Annotated in this window: 17 protein-coding genes; 3 read left to right on the forward strand and 14 right to left on the reverse strand. The window is 42.1% G+C overall.

Annotation, left to right across the window (positions count from 1 at the left end; all coding sequences use genetic code 11):
- Positions 1–1,746 (reverse strand): CHAT domain-containing protein (locus NDA06_RS23370; protein ID WP_348251882.1); only part of this gene is annotated, 1,746 nt, incomplete at its 3' end.
- A gap of 1,006 nt (positions 1,747–2,752) precedes the next feature.
- Between NDA06_RS23370 and NDA06_RS23375 the strand changes: the two genes are divergently transcribed.
- The gene (locus NDA06_RS23375) at positions 2,753–3,457 is read left to right on the forward strand and encodes a DUF547 domain-containing protein (RefSeq protein WP_190985699.1); all 705 of its coding nucleotides are present in this window, start codon (positions 2,753–2,755) and stop codon (positions 3,455–3,457) included.
- 178 nt (positions 3,458–3,635) lie between these two features.
- On the opposite strand, the gene NDA06_RS23380 is transcribed toward NDA06_RS23375, so the two are convergent.
- From NDA06_RS23380 to NDA06_RS23440, 13 genes are all read right to left on the reverse strand, one after another.
- Positions 3,636–4,391 (reverse strand): TIGR04283 family arsenosugar biosynthesis glycosyltransferase, encoded by a 756-nt coding sequence (locus NDA06_RS23380; RefSeq protein WP_190411518.1) that lies wholly within the window; start codon positions 4,389–4,391, stop codon positions 3,636–3,638.
- 80 nt (positions 4,392–4,471) lie between these two features.
- Positions 4,472–5,362, reverse strand: a complete 891-nt coding sequence (locus NDA06_RS23385) for a M48 family metalloprotease (protein ID WP_190985698.1) — start codon at positions 5,360–5,362, stop codon at positions 4,472–4,474.
- Positions 5,363–5,584: 222 nt separating this feature from the next.
- Positions 5,585–6,706, reverse strand: coding sequence for a nucleotidyltransferase family protein (locus NDA06_RS23390; RefSeq protein ID WP_190985697.1), 1,122 nt, complete (start codon positions 6,704–6,706; stop codon positions 5,585–5,587).
- A 45-nt stretch (positions 6,707–6,751) separates the two neighbouring features.
- Positions 6,752–7,558, reverse strand: a complete 807-nt coding sequence (locus NDA06_RS23395) for an SMP-30/gluconolactonase/LRE family protein (protein ID WP_347277023.1) — start codon at positions 7,556–7,558, stop codon at positions 6,752–6,754.
- A 148-nt stretch (positions 7,559–7,706) separates the two neighbouring features.
- Positions 7,707–8,585: an SDR family oxidoreductase gene (locus NDA06_RS23400; protein ID WP_190985695.1), complete on the reverse strand. Its 879-nt coding sequence runs from the start codon at positions 8,583–8,585 to the stop codon at positions 7,707–7,709.
- Positions 8,586–8,587: 2 nt separating this feature from the next.
- Complete coding sequence (locus tag NDA06_RS23405) at positions 8,588–9,307, reverse strand: glycosyltransferase family A protein (protein ID WP_190411523.1); 720 nt, start codon at positions 9,305–9,307, stop codon at positions 8,588–8,590.
- 179 nt (positions 9,308–9,486) lie between these two features.
- Positions 9,487–10,197, reverse strand: coding sequence for a glycosyltransferase (locus tag NDA06_RS23410; RefSeq protein ID WP_190985694.1), 711 nt, complete (start codon positions 10,195–10,197; stop codon positions 9,487–9,489).
- A gap of 21 nt (positions 10,198–10,218) precedes the next feature.
- Positions 10,219–10,989 (reverse strand): glycosyltransferase, encoded by a 771-nt coding sequence (locus tag NDA06_RS23415; RefSeq protein WP_190985693.1) that lies wholly within the window; start codon positions 10,987–10,989, stop codon positions 10,219–10,221.
- Positions 10,990–10,992: 3 nt separating this feature from the next.
- Positions 10,993–12,075 (reverse strand): serine kinase, encoded by a 1,083-nt coding sequence (locus NDA06_RS23420; protein ID WP_190985692.1) that lies wholly within the window; start codon positions 12,073–12,075, stop codon positions 10,993–10,995.
- 107 nt (positions 12,076–12,182) lie between these two features.
- Positions 12,183–12,644: a PqqD family protein gene (locus NDA06_RS23425; RefSeq protein ID WP_190411527.1), complete on the reverse strand. Its 462-nt coding sequence runs from the start codon at positions 12,642–12,644 to the stop codon at positions 12,183–12,185.
- A 309-nt stretch (positions 12,645–12,953) separates the two neighbouring features.
- The gene (locus NDA06_RS23430) at positions 12,954–14,201 is read right to left on the reverse strand and encodes a nucleotidyltransferase family protein (protein WP_190441427.1); all 1,248 of its coding nucleotides are present in this window, start codon (positions 14,199–14,201) and stop codon (positions 12,954–12,956) included.
- Between the two features lie 459 nt (positions 14,202–14,660).
- Entirely contained in the window at positions 14,661–14,996 is a 336-nt protein-coding gene (locus NDA06_RS23435) for a carbon dioxide-concentrating mechanism protein CcmK (RefSeq protein WP_190411529.1), read from the reverse strand.
- A 214-nt stretch (positions 14,997–15,210) separates the two neighbouring features.
- A complete protein-coding gene (locus tag NDA06_RS23440) occupies positions 15,211–15,522 on the reverse strand; it encodes a carbon dioxide-concentrating mechanism protein CcmK (RefSeq protein WP_190411530.1) in 312 nt (103 codons plus the stop codon).
- Between the two features lie 92 nt (positions 15,523–15,614).
- Here NDA06_RS23440 and NDA06_RS23445 point away from each other — a divergent pair, with 92 nt between their 5' ends.
- Together NDA06_RS23445 and ubiG are read left to right on the forward strand one after the other, a co-directional pair.
- Positions 15,615–15,737 (forward strand): hypothetical protein, encoded by a 123-nt coding sequence (locus tag NDA06_RS23445; protein ID WP_277877524.1) that lies wholly within the window; start codon positions 15,615–15,617, stop codon positions 15,735–15,737.
- A gap of 108 nt (positions 15,738–15,845) precedes the next feature.
- A partial coding sequence (gene ubiG, locus NDA06_RS23450) for a bifunctional 2-polyprenyl-6-hydroxyphenol methylase/3-demethylubiquinol 3-O-methyltransferase UbiG (RefSeq protein ID WP_348251883.1) occupies positions 15,846–16,564 on the forward strand: 719 nt, incomplete at its 3' end.

The following is a 16,564-nucleotide window of genomic DNA, read 5'->3' on the forward strand; positions in this document are numbered from 1 at the left end:
CTTGCCAATAAATTTTTGCCGATTGTCTTTATCCTCGCAGAGGGTGAACAGTTCCTCAAATTGGTCTACCACCAGTACCGAATGCTGTTCCGAGACCTTTAACAGGATTTCTAATTGTTTCAGCGGCTCGTTGCTCGGTGTGATACGAACCGACTGTAGGCTTGGCTCCTGCTCTTTAAGCTTAGGAATCAGCCCAGCTAGCACTACGGATGATTTGCCGCTGCCCGAAGCACCGATAACCGCTAAGAAATTATCCTTCGCCAGTTCCTTTTGTAAGTCTCTAATCAGCTCATCGCGCCCAAAAAAGAACTTATGGTATTGTTCCTCAGCAAAGGAAGAGAGACCCGGAAAAGGACACTCAGCCTTGTATTGTGGTGGTTCCTTGCCCAAAGCTGCCAGAGCATCAAAGCTAATTTCCAGAACTTGATCGCACAGGTTATCGATCTCTAGTATTGCCTTCTGGCGCTGTTCACGCGCTATGCGTGACTCGGCTCCTTGGGTATCATTGAGGATCTCTACCTGCGTTTTAAAGCTCTCATTGAGTACAGAGGCATTAGGGGCGCGTTCTGCCAGGAGTTTGCTTAGCTTTTCAATGCCATACTCGATTTCCTCGTCAGTTAAATCCCGATCGTCAAGGCGATCGCTAAATAAGGGACGCCCACCCAAGCGGCTAAACAGGGCCGGAACAGCAATATCGTGGCGCTTTCCCAGTCCGGCTGTTGCCTCTTGTAGCGCCGTATCTACCTCTCCAGACTCTCTCAGCCGTCGATAAAAGCTCTGTCCTAGAGCTAAGCCTGTCTCTACGCTCACTTTGCGAGTCATCGCTACTACAGCAGGCATCCCCAAATGTCTAACCAATCTTTGCCCTAATCCACCTAATCCTGCTTCTGCTCTGGGGTCGGCACTTTCGCAAGTGCAGAGAAAGGCAAAGTGAGGTAAACTCCTCTGATGATTACCGATGTTCTTCAGCTCTTTGACTAATTGTTCTCCCGTAACTGACTCAACTTGGTTATCGGCTTCTGCCCAGTACAGAACAGTATCTCCGTCATCCAGCAGCTTGCCGTGGGCGACAAAGTGCAGCAAGGTGTATGGCTTCTTAGAGTTAGTCAGTTGCTTAGACAGTTCTTTTAGCGTTGGCGGTCCGATAGCACCTGCAACATCATTTGCCAAAATTTCGTAAGGAATATCACCAAGCGCTTCCTTGACTCCAGATAAGACATCTTCAACATCAAAAGGTGCTAATTGAAACTTACCGATATTAGAGGGACTCGCTACCAGCACCAGTGCCCGCAAGTCCCGCCGCCCAATCGGGGGAAAGCAGCGATCGATAATAGTGGGAATGTACAGGGAAAAGGGAACGCGCTGGTCGCGGGCTAAAAGATCCCAATCCTCGTCGGCATCAATCGGAGCACACAGCCTTTCCCAATGCAAGGTCTTCACTTCGTCGTTGTCAGCCGCTTCAATCGATAGCAAAATTCGCAGGCGACAGTCCTGACTGCTCTTGGATAGGGCACGAACAAAGGTGTCATAGACAGCCCCTCGAAACAGGGCTTTGCCTAGTAGGGTGCCGTATTTCCTCTCGTTTTCTTGCTGTTGAGTGAGTTCGTTAAAGTCATCCTGACTTAGCTCAAGAGTCTCTTTTGAATGGATGGTTAGTCCATCCGGTTGCTTACACCTGACAACAATAGGCCAGCTACTATCGCCGGATTTGCTCTGGATGGTAATCTCGAACTCAAAGACATTCATGCATTTTTTCCTTTGATTATTTCTCGCTCTCCAGATGCCGGATAACGAATTATTTGTCGTTATTATGAGACGTTATTACGAGGCTATAAGTACAGTGAGTAGTTCTTTTGGTTCACTCTAGGTAGAAGAAAAATAATATAGCCGTTCTCACGTATATACGGTAGAATTTTGCTCTTTCTTTAAAATCAGAGAGAGGCTTTGAAATTAGCCCGTTTCTCGATTCCAGGAACTCTGTTGGAAGTTAGGGCTTGAGTGTGCTTCACTCAAGCGAGAAGCACTATAAGGTTTTTTTGTCCCTTGCAGCAGAGCAAATTTTGAACCCCTTACAAGGAGGTACTTTTACTGTTCGATAGCTTAACCCATGTTTTTATCAGTTTTTTATCGCTTAAATAATTGTTAATAATAAAACTTATTGTTTAACTATGATTTCTATTTTTATAGATTAATTACCAAAAATAAAGGGTTTAACACTTAAACTATTGTTAAATATCAAACCAAAAAAGGCTTTTTTAAAACTTAAATAAGTCAAAAAATGTTTATTATGCGGCTATAATACGAGTAATAGCTATATAGATAAAAGCCTCCGATGTTTCGAGTAGTTCTTTGATGATCGCCAGATAAACACACGTTAGATTGCGCTTAATATGCGTTATTTATTCACGTGTGCGTGGTGTTAATGTTTGCAATTTCAGCTTCCGCTTTGGGAAATTTTTTCCGACTAAACATACCTTTCAAAACATCCTCTAAAAGAAGAGGAAAGGTTAGTTGTTCTTCCTTCACTTATAGGGAACCACACATCTTGCATCAGTTGCAATACCGCCAGAGATTAAAATCTCTGGCTAATAGCCAAATTCCTTTTGCATAGGAATCTCATACTGACTAGATAAAGATTTCAGTCCATTAAAAAAAACTTTGGGTATAAGCTGTAGAAATTTATTTCTTGGCGGGTTTTGGGAGTAACTCTAATATGGGGTTAGATTTGTCCGCTCGGAGAAAGTATTGAGCCATGATCGACTTTACAGTTTGGGATGAGCTACTGCGCCGATACGTGGATCTAGAAGGTCGCGTCGATTATCATGCTTGGTCTTCAGAGCGATCGCAAGCGCTTTCACAATGGCTGAATTCCTTGCAGGAAGTAGATTTGGGGGATTATCCCAACCTAGATGAACGGTTAGCGCTGTGGCTGAATTTATATAATGCGATCGCGATCGATCAAGTTCTAGCACGCTATCCCATCCCATCCATCCGACCGAAGATTTTAGGAATTCCCAACTGGCTTATCTTCCTGTTGTTCTTCATCCGTCCCGTCTATTCCTTTGCAGGTAAACGCTACAGCCTCAACCAAATCGAACATGGCATCCTCCGCCGCGAATTTGACGAACCCCGCATCCACTTCGCCCTTGTTTGTGCATCCATCGGTTGTCCGTTGTTGCGAAACGGTGCATATTTTCCGGAATCGGTGCGGACTCAGTTAGAGGATGACGCCAGTCTTTTTATCAATAATCCCGATAAAGTTCGCTACGATTTCCAAACGGGAACGCTTTACTGTAGCAAAATTTTCAAGTGGTACAAGAGCGATTTACTGAAAGTCGCACCTTCAATTCCTGAATACATCCGCTTGTATTTAAAAACCGACGTGCCTCTTGACGCTTCAACGCCGATTTCCTATCTCTATTACGACTGGAATCTGAATGAAAAAAAGAGTTATTAGTTGTTAGTTGAGCGACAGCAGATGCACTTTGATATCAAATTCAGTAATTACCCACTCCCCGGAACCCCACCCCGCCAACGCCTGCGGCTCTGGCTCCCCTCCCCGCAAGCGGGGAGGGGTTGGGGGGTGGGGTTCTTTTATTATGGGAAATTAAACAGATTCTATAACTAATAACGAATTAGCGAATTTCCTCATAAAACTTTTTCAGGTAAGTTGCTTCAACTCCGATACCCCAAAGAAAGCCGATGTAGAGATATATCGCGGTAGCCTTCAGCGAACCCCATTTTGCCACACGGCGATCGCTACTTTGCACAACTCGATTCACTTGACGAATCCGACCTCGTTGCACCAACTTCAGGCACAAATCCGCTTCCTCCATAATTGGCAATGCCGGATCAAATCCGCCACATTTCCAGAAATCGGCGCGACGACAAAACATCACCTGATCGCCAAATAACAATCGCAACCCCTGAAAAAACAAACGAGGTCGGAAAAGCAGCGGCGCGTAGTAAGTTTTGAGGTAATTATGCAGCGAAACTCCCCAGCGCGTCGTCTGGGAACCAGTCATCAAAGAAATAAACCCGCCGCCAGCAACAGATGGATCGGCTAAAGTTTGCTCAACCACTGCCACAAAATCATCTGGAACCGAAGTATCTGCGTGTAAGAAGCACAGGATATCTCCCGTCGCCGCCTCTGCGCCTCGGTTCATCTGCACTGAACGTCCGCGAACATCACAACAGAGGACACGCGCTTGAGATGACGGGGCGATCGCTTGTAAGATCCGCTGGGCGATCGCAACTGTCTCATCGTCACTTCCCCCATCTACCACCAGCACTTCCCAAGCTGGAGGATCTAGCAAATTCAACTGGCGCAGCGTGCGTTCCAAGCACGTCGCCTCATTCAGCGTGGGAATAATAATCGAAACGCGAGACATCTCCGGTTTAGCATCCTCATTCAATAAAAAACCGGCGTTACCACCGGCTAAAATCAAGCATCACCAGCACTGCTTGCACATTATGCGATCGCTGGAGTCATTTGCTTTTGTTGCTTTTGTTGCTGAGCCAATTCTACGAGACGACGAATCCGATCCTCAGTCGGGGGATGGGTACGGAAAAGAGATTGCAACCCTTTTGTCGAGATAGGATTGACAATCAGTAGCGGCGACATCGTGGGATTGCCGTTCATCGGAATCTGATGACCCATTGCCTCAAGCTTCTCCAACGCACTGGCAAGCGCCAAAGGATTCCCCGTGATTTCAGCCGAACCCAAGTCAGCAGAATACTCCCTGGTGCGGGAAATCGCAAACTGGATTAGCGCCGCAGTAATAGGAGCCAAAACGATTAGAAACAAGGCACCCAAAGCGTTTCCACCTCGGCGGTCATCGCGGGTGACAGGGCCGTAGAGCGCTCCCAAAGTGAGAATCCGTCCGACAAAAGTAATCGCTCCAGCGATGGTGCCTACAACTGCCTGAGTTAAAGTGTCGCGGTTTTTGACGTGGGTAAGTTCGTGAGCCAAAACACCTTCAAGTTCTTCGCGGGAGAGTAATTCTATAATCCCTTGAGTCACTGCCACAGAAGCATGATCCGGATCTCGTCCGGTTGCAAAAGCATTGGGGGATTTGGTTGGCACTAAAAACAGTTTCGGCATGGGAATCCCCGCCCTTTGGCTCAAAGAAGCTACTATATCGTAGAGTTCTGGAGCCTCCTGACGCTCTAGCGGTTGGGCGCGATACGCCATCAAGGCGGCTTGGTCAGAATAGTACCAGGAGCTAAAACTACTGAATGCAGCAAAAGCCAGACCTAAATATAGCCCCTGCTCGTTGCCGACCAGATAATAGCCACCCAGAACCAGAAGACCGCTGAGGAGTCCCAGCAACGCTGCTGTCTTAATTTGGTTTCCAAACATGATGATTAGAAAGCAGTTGTTGAAGATTTTCTTTATTTGTTCTTAAGTTCTCAGATTCTGGAGTGTCTAGGCTCTATCTCATGTATGAAACTTGCCTCTTCCGGCTGGTAGGGAAATGTGTAAAGGGCTTTAGGAGACGCTTATAGTTATCTGCTAGTGCATTGATGGCGATCGCTTCTACCCTGGTTGTCTTCATCTCTTTTCAGGTGAAAGCGATCGCTCTTACCAGAGCCTTTTTATACCCCGAATCATTGCTTGCAATGGAACTTCCCATAAGTGTTCCAAACCCCAGATATATTGTAGATATCTAGGAAAACCTAAAAAGTTTAATTTAAAATTATCTGTATTTACTGCTCTTGAATATTGTAGATATCTGCTTATCAAACGCTCGTGGACTGATTTTTCTGGTCTACTCGTGAGCTGATATTCGCTGCGCTCAAATTTAGAAATGGGTATATTTTGTACTTCTTGTAAAATCGACAGAGGGATTGGCGTATTTAGGATTTCATGTAATTTCGTCAATACATTTTGTAGGGGCAAAATTAAGCGGTACTTTTGTGCTAGAGCTACCAGTCGGTTCCAATCAATTTCTGATTGGTATGAGTTAAGAAGTATTGCGGCATCAGCTAGCCGACTAATTGGAAAAACAAAATTACTCATTCCTCCATATACACAAACGTACAATAGCTGCTCGGTAGGATTTAAAACATAAGTTGGTAAGTCATCCAGGTTGGTTAATATCGCACTATCCCAGAAATCTTTTTCAGCATCTTCTTGAAAACCATCTGCGAACAGATGCCAGCGAAGATTAAACTGTTGTTTTAATTCATTCTCAAATCCTAGATTATGAGAGAAAGGCGTAATTTTAACTGGTATCTTTCCTTTAGCTCTCCAGCCAATTTTTTGTAACAAACTTATGGCTGCTAAAGCATCTACTGGATGAACTAAAAGATCAAAATTATGTATCATTCGGGAGCCATAATCTTTGTAATAATGTATATTCAAAGCTGCATCCTTGAGCAGCATTGTTGTGATACCATCATTCTGAAAACAACTGATAATAGCTGCGATTTGTTGCAACAAAACTTGGGTTTCACACCATGTGCGTCGGTAAACTCCCTTCAGTCTTGCCATATGCAGATCCGTCACGCCATGTGCGGATAAGTTGCGATAAAGTAAAGGCAGCAATCGATAGGATTCTACATCGAGATTCTCAATATCGGCAGATGCTTTCCATTGATTCCAAGAATCAATTGCCTCTTCTCCCTGCAACAGTGCTGCCCGCAAAAGCAATTTTTGCTCGGAATTAAGCCAGTCACAGCTATCCTTATTATATAGATTCATTTTACGCATCTTTTGTAATTTAAAATTTTAAACGATGGTAATCAATTAAGGCACTTTGATGCCTGGAATATTGACTCGAATTTTGTAAACAGAAGTGCCAGCAGTAATATAAAGACTCTGCAAATCATCATCTCCCCAAGCACAATTCGCTGGCACCTCCGGGGTAAGAATTGTTCCTAAATGATTCCCTTCTGGATCGAAAACCCACACGCCTCCTGCACCTGTGCAGTAGAGATGTCCTTGCACATCTACTTTCATCCCATCGGGTAAACCAGGTTTCTTACCATTCATCTTGTAAAAGATGCGGCTGTTAGCAAGTTTACCGTCAGCTTGAACGTCGAACACGCGAATATGACGGCGTTCAGAATCGTCGATATAAAGCTTTTTTTCATCCGGTGAAAATGCTAGTCCATTAGGTTTATCAAAATCATCGGCTACGACTATAATTTCTTTGCCATCAGGCGAGAGGCGGTAAACCCCCTGGATTGGTTGTTCCTGCTGTTCGGGTTTGATGCCATAAGGCGGATCTGTGAAGTAGATAGAACCGTCACTTTTCACGACAATATCATTAGGACTATTCAGTGTATTACCTTGAAATTTATCAGCTAAGACGGTAATCGAACCATCTTTTTCGGTGCGGGTGACGCGGCGCGTTCCGTGTTCACAAGTAATGAGTCGTCCTTGCTTATCTCTAGTCAAACCATTGGAGTTATGGCTAGGCTCTCTAAAGACTTTTACCTCACTATTGGAAGTCAGTTTAAAAATTTTGTTACCCGGAATATCACTAAAGAGGAGATACTTTTCTTCAGCAAACCAAATAGGGCCTTCTGTAAATTCAAATCCCGTAGCCACACGCTCAAAAGTTGCATTTTTAGGGAAAAGACTTTTAACTGCTTGACATTTCGCCTCCAAGTGCCCTGAAAATAATTGCTTTTCTACTTTTTTTTTTACCCATTTTATGATATGAAACATTTGGCTTTCTTTAAAATAACAAGCTTTTTTATTGATTCAGATATTCGGCATAACGATGATTATATAATGACAACCCAGCATCGATTTTGAGAACGGTTCCAGTCGTAAATTTTGAAAAATAGTCGGAGGCTAGGTAAACAGCAGCCCGACCAATATAACCAGGATTAATTGAACTGTTATGCAGCGGAGTATAGTTGTGAGGAAGTGAATTTCCCTGGTCATCTTCCGCTACCCAACCGGGAGCGATTCCGTTAACTCTTATCCCAGAAGTTGCCAATTCTAGAGCCAATTCTTTGATAATCATTCCTAATGCAGCTTTTGAGGAGCTGTAACTAGGCCAACGTACAAGTTCCCATTGGTGAATAGACGTGATATATATAATCGAGCCATGAATGCGATGATTAACCATCATTTGAGAAATAAGCTTTGTGAGATACATTGGCCCGAAAACATTGGTATTAAAGGTTTTATGCCATTCTCCTAAATCAAGGTTTTTTATCTGGCTCGTCTCAAATTGGATTCCCACATTGTTGACAAGAACATCAATATTTATTTTGTTTTCTAATAAATAATTACATAAATAATCGTTATCTTCAGTCTTAGAAATATCTGACACAAAGGCTCTTGACTTAACTGGATAGCAACTTAATTCTTTTTCTAAATTTTCACATCCTTCCCGAACTAGGTCAGTGAAGAAAATGTTTGCGCCTTGTTTTGCCATTTCAAGAGCAATACTTCTGCCAATATTTCTGGCTGCTCCAGTTATCAGAACATTTTTTCCAGCTAAAAGCTGATTATCGATAACTACCGAAGGCTCTGTTGCTGGTTTTGTAACTACCAACTTTGGAGCTGTGGGCGGATTCACGAAGGCTGTTAAGGCAGCTTTAAGGCGAGTTTTCAAACTCATATTTATTGAGAAAATGAAGAATTATTTTCTGGCAAAGTTGCGGCGCGGCGTCGGTCGAGTGAAGCTTTAATCAGCCGGACATAATCAGTCCGCGCTTCACGCTGGCGAATGCTCAGATTGGTTTCGTGCAACCGCCTTGACATCAAGAGGTCTGGTAACATCTTTTCACGCAATCCCAGCTCTGTTGCACGCGCATACCAACTGATAAATTCTCCCATTTGTAAGTTGGTTTCAAATTTTCCTACCCGAAGAAAAGCTTCCCGTTTAAGCAGCATGGTTCCAGGGTGATATCCCGCCATTAATTCAGGAGGACAGTATATTTTATTCTTGATGCTTTCATCTAATTCGGGACTGTGAAACTGTTGAACGTATCCGAAGACTATATCAATATCGGGTTCGCTCTCAAAAACCTGCATTTGACAAGTCAATTTATCTTTGACCCAAAAATCATCTGCATCGAGAAAAGCAAAGAAACTTCCTTGCGCTAATTCTGTGCCATAATTTCGGGCAGCACCAGCACCGCTTTGGGATTGGGAATAGTACCGCACTGATGACGCAAAGTGCTTTGCTACTTCTGCACTGTTATCTGTTGAACCATCATCTATTACAATGATTTCCAGTGGCTGATAAGTTTGAGCTAGTACGCTTTCAATCGCTTCAGCCAGATAGCGATCGCAATTATAGACAGGGATAATAACGCTAACTAAAAAAGAATTATTCATTCTTAATCAAAGTCTTTCTTTCTAATTTAAGTTGCAATATCTTTAAATAAATCCATTGAATTGAATCTTTTTGATGTTTTTCATTTGCAAAAGTTTAAGCAGATTCTAGTAAATCTACACTTTTGAAAAAAGTATTTGGGTTTTATAAAACTCTGTTGGCTCTAAATAATGCGATCGCTTCATTGTTGAATTGCATCTTTTTTAATTTTGGCACGACGTTGACGATTAACAGATTGCTTAAGTATCTGCAATAATTCTTGATTGTTTATCTCAGCATTGGATGAGAGATTTTGGGTGTGAACTCGTTTATATAGAAAAACTTCGGGGATAACAGCCATAGGTATATTTTCATCTTTGGCTCTAGCAAACCAATCGACATCGCTAGCAATCACCAGGTCAGTATTAAATTTACCAATTGAATTTAGTAGGGATTTACGCACTATTAAAGTTCCAGGAATAGGCCCAACAATATCTTTGTCTAATAGGTCTTTCTTGAAACCTAAGGGAATAGGACATTCTGGTTCTAAAATGAACCTAAACTTAGCGATCGCATATTGAATTGTTGGATTGTTGATAAGGTAATCAACCTGAAGACTTAATTTATTGGGTGTCCATACATCATCGTGGTCAAGAAAAGCAATAAATTCTCCTTTCGCAGCCTCAATCCCAAGATTCCAAGCGTCAGCAAGGCCCTGACCAGCTTGCCAAATATAGCGAACTCGTTCATAAGACTTGGCAAATTTTTCAGTATTATCTGTTGATTTACCATCAACAACAATAATTTCATAGTCTTTATAAGTTTGCGATAGAACGCTTTCGATAGCATCTGCTAATCGATGTTCTCCATTCTTGACAGCAATAATTACACTGACTAGCGGTAAATATTCCATTGTATTATTTTTTTGAGAATTTTACACTATTTTAGGAATTTCAGGAGAAGTGCCAAGGTACTCATTAATTGGCATATCTAATAAAGAAGCCTTTTGATAATTCCCTCGTTTTCGGCACCGATCTAAATGTTTTTTGAAAATCCTTACAAATCCAAGCTCGACTAAGTTTTTTCCAACGGTCATGTTATCTTCGTGCTTGCGATAAAACAAACTAACCCGTTCTAATACAACTTTTGAAATCCCATTTTCCCACGCTCGGATAAACCAATCGACATCTTCAGCATAGTTAAGTGTTTCATCAAATAAGCCAATTTTATCAAAAACTAACCTCCGATAAATTGCGCTTCCTAAATTTATATAGCTATAAGGATTGTAAGCAGGTTCAAAAAGGGGCTGATTGTTCGTTGTAATTTGACATAGCTTCATTTGTTGAATTAATCCCTGGACAATCTCTACTGAGGGGTTATCTACTAAATAACCTACTTGCAGTTTCAGTTTATCTTCTGACCATAAATCGTCAACATCTAAAAAAGCGATTGCATCCCCTTTCGCTATACTTAAACCACGGTTACGAGCCGCTGCTGGACCGCTGTTATCCTGATAAACATAGCGGATACTATTTTTGAATTGTGCTGCTACTTCCGCTGTTCCATCAGTTGATCCATCATCAACAATGATAATTTCTAAAGGCTGATATTCTTGATTTTTTACATTAAGGATTACTTCCGATAAAAATTTTTCTCCGTTGTAAACAGGGATAATAACGCTAACGAACAATTGGCGGTTTTCCATTGGCTATCGATTGGAAATAAGGTTTAAAATTACTTCAGGAATTTGCCCTAAATCGGTGCCAAGTTCTAAGTAATAACAAGGAAGCTGGCTAACGATTTTCATCATCATCTGGCAAGCTTCCTTGCCAGCACCCGGTAGTTGTAGGATGGTACTTGGTACAAGTGATGCTAAGGCTGCTGCCGATGAGGTGGCTGTTAACTTAGTATCTGTTTCCCCAGTAATGCGTGGAATTAAAATTCCTCGAAGAGGAAAACTGGGCAAGATTTTTTCGGGAAAATGGTCGTTGATGAAATAAAGCGCTTTTTCCGAATCTAAGCGATCGCTATTGCTAATCGCCTTAGCCAGAAAGGGTAATCTTTGAACATCATCGGCATTTTTTTTGCCAGTGCTGTAAATGCTAAAAACAGTTGGAGTGGGGTCGGAAGTAATCAAACTATAGTCGTCGCTGGCATAGAAAAGCTCAGAGTTAAGGCAGGTTAAAGCTGTAGTTGATTTACCAGACCCCCCTTTTCCGACTAGCAACACGCCGCCACTGGGCATTCCAACTGCACCCGCATGAACCAGTTGCAGTCCCCGCTTACTCATCCAGACGTTAAAAATTGTCCGTAGCGGAGAACCTGCCTCCCAGTAAGGAAGTTGTTCGGTTGTCTCAACCCAATAGATTCCCAGGTTGCGATCGCTATCTAAAATACTTAACGCAAACGCTCCCCATTGGAAACTGGTATGAATGCGCTCATTAGTAAACCCGATAATTTCCCCACGCTTTGGATGATGATGATTTATTTGCCAAGGTGGAGGTGGCATTACGGTGTTTGTCGAGGCGCTATCCCACAAACAAACTGTCAGCGCTGGATCTGAAACGGCTTCTGTCGCTAAATGTCCTAAAGCAGGTGTCATGTAGGAAATTAAAGCTGAACCAGCAAAACGCAACCGAATTTTAAACCCGCCTAAGCAATAAAAACGGTCAATAGAACCAGATGCAGCCTCAGCTTTTTCGTATAATTCATAAACCGTATTAAAAAAGGCTAAAGGGTCTTTCGCTTCTGTTTTAGTGGCAATCTCAGATGCCAACTCGTTAGTCATCATGTTGAAAAAACTTAAGGAATTAGCTGAAACCTAGGGGCAAATCCTGACGACTGCCCCTTCCCAACACACTTTGAAGCTGCTGATAATGATGCCAAATGCTGATTAAATCAGGCTTCAACTTTAACATTAGGCCAGCCCACCACCTCATTCACTTCGTGAATGGGGTCCAAAGCTAGCAATTCTTCCATATCTGTATATTTTTCTAAAGTTGGGGGTGAAAAGCTGAGCTTTTCAGGATTGTCGTTTGTGGTGCTTGGTGCGCTGTCTATATTTAAATTTTTAGGATCTTCTGTGCCATCAAGAGTAATGAGTTCTTCTTGCTGCAATCTGGCAATAAAATCATTGACAGTATTTTCAATATTTTGGCGATCGCCATCATAGCACTGGATTATTTTTTGGATAATATTGCTTTTGGAAGTCCCTTTAATAATTTCTTCCCAAATATCAGCTCCAACTTTTACTAAGCTATAATAATCTCCCTTATCCAAGTTGACGATTACAACTTCACCATCAATCGTTTCGTGGACAACTTTAGGAGCATTCGCCTTAAATATCTCTGAATGATTCATGATTTTTTTGCTATACTACCAAGCTTTGTTTCGCTTTTCTTAACCCTAAGCTAACCTTGAGATATTCTAATGTCAAGGTATAACTAATTAGGTTTATTACTAAACTTATAGACTTTATAATGATTCCGCTTATATTATAAATTAACGATTTTAAATAATATTAGTTATTACAAAATACATATTATGAACTTTTGATTTAGTTTAAATTTAAAGCTCATAATATGTATCCGGTTTAAAATTGAAAAAGATTTATTCCTTACTTACTACCATTTTGATTAAGGAATAAATTTTATAGTTTAAGCATGAAAATCATAAGTTTTTTTTACTCACCTTGAATCTTTTTAATATTTGCTCTCCTATTAGCCTGAGTGGTCGCAGCAAATAGTAAAGGAAAGCTGGAAATTCCGCCAAGGGTAGTAGCAACCAGTCGGTAGTAGTCGGCGTGATTGCTAATTTCAGAGAATACCGCACCCTGTCAATTAGGCGTTCTCTGGCTTTTAAATGGAAGCGGGTGGTTGTCCCGTCTTTAACAGATCCGTCCGACGAACGGAAAAGCTGTTCGCATACTTCAGCCGCCAGCAATTCTACCGCTGGGTCAGCCTGAATCTTTTGCCAAACATCATCTGGCAGGGCAGTTCCTAGAAGACGATGTGCCAGCCTTAAACCTATAAACAACATTCGCTGACCGCCCTTGGCGCTAGCTTGCTGCATCAGTTTGACCCAATCTAGCTGCGGATGGCTGCGGATAAGTTCGGCTACGTCGCAGATTCTTGCCAGTTGCGTCCAACAGTCTTTGGTTCCGTGTCCGCAAATCGTTAGCAACGAATTCTCTGGCGAGAGGTTGGGAACTGTCGTTCCAGCAATGGAGACTGGCTCCAGGTCATCCCACAATTCTTTAGAATCGATGGGAAAAGAAAAATACTTTGGCATTACTCCCCAGTGCAGTTCCACCAACACTCCTTTCTGGTGGTTTCTAAATGGATAGGCGGCTTCGCGTACAAATTGATGAATATGAGGCGATCGCACAAAAGCCGCTTCCTGTTCTTGAGTCACTTCGATGCGCTCGATTTTCATCTGGTATCCTTGAGACAAAAACAGCGCCTTTGCCCTTTCGATGTCTCTTTCTTGCACCAGAATGTCTAAATCCCAGAACTGTCTTCTCAACAAATTACCGTAGGCAGAAGCGGCTAATACTGGCCCTTTGAAAGGTAGAACCGGAATTCCTTGTGCTTCAAATAGATTTACGAGTCTAACCAGTTCGCCGCTCAAAAATAGGCTGCGTCGCGTGAGGGTTTGAAAATCAGCCCGCAACTTAGCCAGAATATTCTTCGGAACCGCTTCCGGACAGGTGCTGTTTAGGTTCCAATACAAAAGTGGCATCACCCTATGCTCAGTCGCCATTTGCATCAGTTCTGCCCAATCTATATGATTTTCCTGGAGTAAAGTGACTAGCCGCTCAACTCTTTCCAATTCCATCCGAGTACTGGCACAGATTAGCAGCACTTCGATTTCAGGGCGAGTACCTACCGATGAAGCTTTAGCAAGTAATGTTTGCAATATCTGGCTCCACTAATTTAGCTAAGTCTGGTAGTAATATTCACAATTCATCAATTTTTATATACAACTACGGCATTATTTGTATAGTTCTGATAAAAACATAGGGAATTTTAGTAAAGATTTAGTAATTTCTAGTTTTTGTCAGTATTTGTACGATGCTAGCGTCACGAAATTTTCACGAGACGAGAAACTCCAAATTTTAGAACCCTGACGAATCAAGGGTTTAAGAAATTACCTTTAGGGTGAGGTGAAAAACGAACATCATTAACCACTTGTAAGAGAGAGGTTTTCTCCGGTTTAAAGGGAAAGTGAGTCTTATTCAAAAAATATTGCTAAAAAAACCCATTTTCTTGAAGAAAACGGGTTGTAACAGCAGCTATGATTTTGGACGCTCTCTTGCAGGCAGTCTTTCTACTCAGCAGGCGCTGCTTACGCGCCTTTCGCTAACAGATGTTTCCACTACCTGCGGACTATCGGCTGTTCGACAGCATCTCGGAACTGTTGCACGTCTTCAGTGAAGCCAATTGGCAGTACACTGACGACATTTTCATGGGGACGGGGAATAATCACCCAGGATTCTACAACGCCACCATAAACTTTTTCTACTGCGGCAATTCCCGCCTCCATTGAGGTTTTCACCTCTGAAACATCCCCCCGAATATTGACATTAAAACGGGCGCTACCAACTCGGATATATCCGACTAGGGTAACTCTTCCAGCTTTAACCATCGCATCTGCCGCTGCTAGGACAGCAGGAAAGCCTTTCGTTTCTATCGATCCAACTGCCTGTGGCATTGGCTATCTCCTGAATTTGAATTTAATTGAGTTACGTAGAGCTAAGAACTAATTGTACGAATTTTCGATGCACCTTTGGATGGAAATGCCCCTTGCCTTTACTTTCCCACTTTTTGACTTGACAAAAGACCAAACAATCGAGTAAACAAAATCCCAATAATTGCTGGGATAGCTGGCAATGTCTACTCGCAATTAAGTTCCGATTGTTAACCAACTACGACATACGGAACTGTTCAACTTTTTGGGTGAAATGAATGGGCATAACAGTTTCAACATTTTCCGTAGGATTGGGGATGATGTAGTGGGAGATCACTTGACCTCCGTAGACTGTCTCTGCGGCTTTAATCCCTGCCTCAACAGCGATGTTGACTTCAGAAACTTTTCCCCGAACGGAGACCATAAAGTTCCCTTTTTCTACAAGTGCATAATGAACCAGCGTGACTGCACCAGCTTTAACCATGGCGTCTGCTGCTGCTAGTACAGCTGGGAACCCTAACGTTTCAATCGTTCCCACTGCCTGTGGCATAAAATCAGCTCCTTGAGTCCCAGCAATATTCCCAGCAATATTTCATTGTACGAGGCTTGTGATAATATTTTTGATTTTAGATTATAAGATTTATGCTTCTGGAGACAAAGCGAGAAGCGTGGCTGCGGGCAGTATACGCTAGCTATTATCGCTCAGATGCAGCGAAGATAGCGATCGCTACCTTTCATAAAGGACATCCTACTAGATGCCGATAGGCTAGAAGTGGAATGATTGAGTTCGCAATGTCAGCATAATTTTCCCACTGAAGCAGCGACTAAAATTACCTTAGATGCGTTTGTCCTATCAACCTTCCCACATACAGGATGCAAAGCAAACACTTGAAAAAAAACGACTTAAAATTTTATGATTTGAGTGCAGATAGGTGGTGGCAGGAAGATGAGAAAATCTATGCTCTCTATCATCTCAATCAACCCCGATTTGATTTTTTTGACCGCTATGTTTCAAATTGGCAGGGATTGCAAGCCTTAGATGTTGGATGTGGCGGCGGATTTACCTGCGAATTTATGGCGAAAAGAGGAGTAAAAGTCTCAGGAATCGACCAATCTGCTAAATGTATTCAACAAGCTCAAGATCACGCATCTCTAAGCGGACTTCAGATTGACTATCAACAGGGATATTCTGAAAACCTCCCTTATAGTGCCAATACTTTTGATATTGTTGTTTGTGTTGATGTTTTAGAGCATATTGCAGATTTACGTCAGACACTTTCTGAAATTTATAGAATTTTAAAGCCAAACGGCTTGTTTTTATTTGACACAATTAATAAAACTTTCGCCTCCAAATTAATAATGATTTGGCTATTAGAAAATATTTTGCAGGAAATTCCTCGTGGTATTCACGATTGGAATAAGTTTATTGAGCCGCAAGAATTAACAAGCTTAATGCATAGCCAGGGATTTAACAGTATAGAAATTAAAGGGTTTAATATATTTGGTGAAAGCATTTACCAAAACGTGCTTGCTTATATTCACTACAAAAAAACGGGCAAATTTCAAGTAGGAATTAGTAACAATACTTCAGT

It is taken from the genome of Trichocoleus sp. ST-U1 (genome assembly GCF_039961835.1).
Taxonomy (GTDB): Bacteria; Cyanobacteriota; Cyanobacteriia; order Cyanobacteriales; family FACHB-T130; genus FACHB-T130.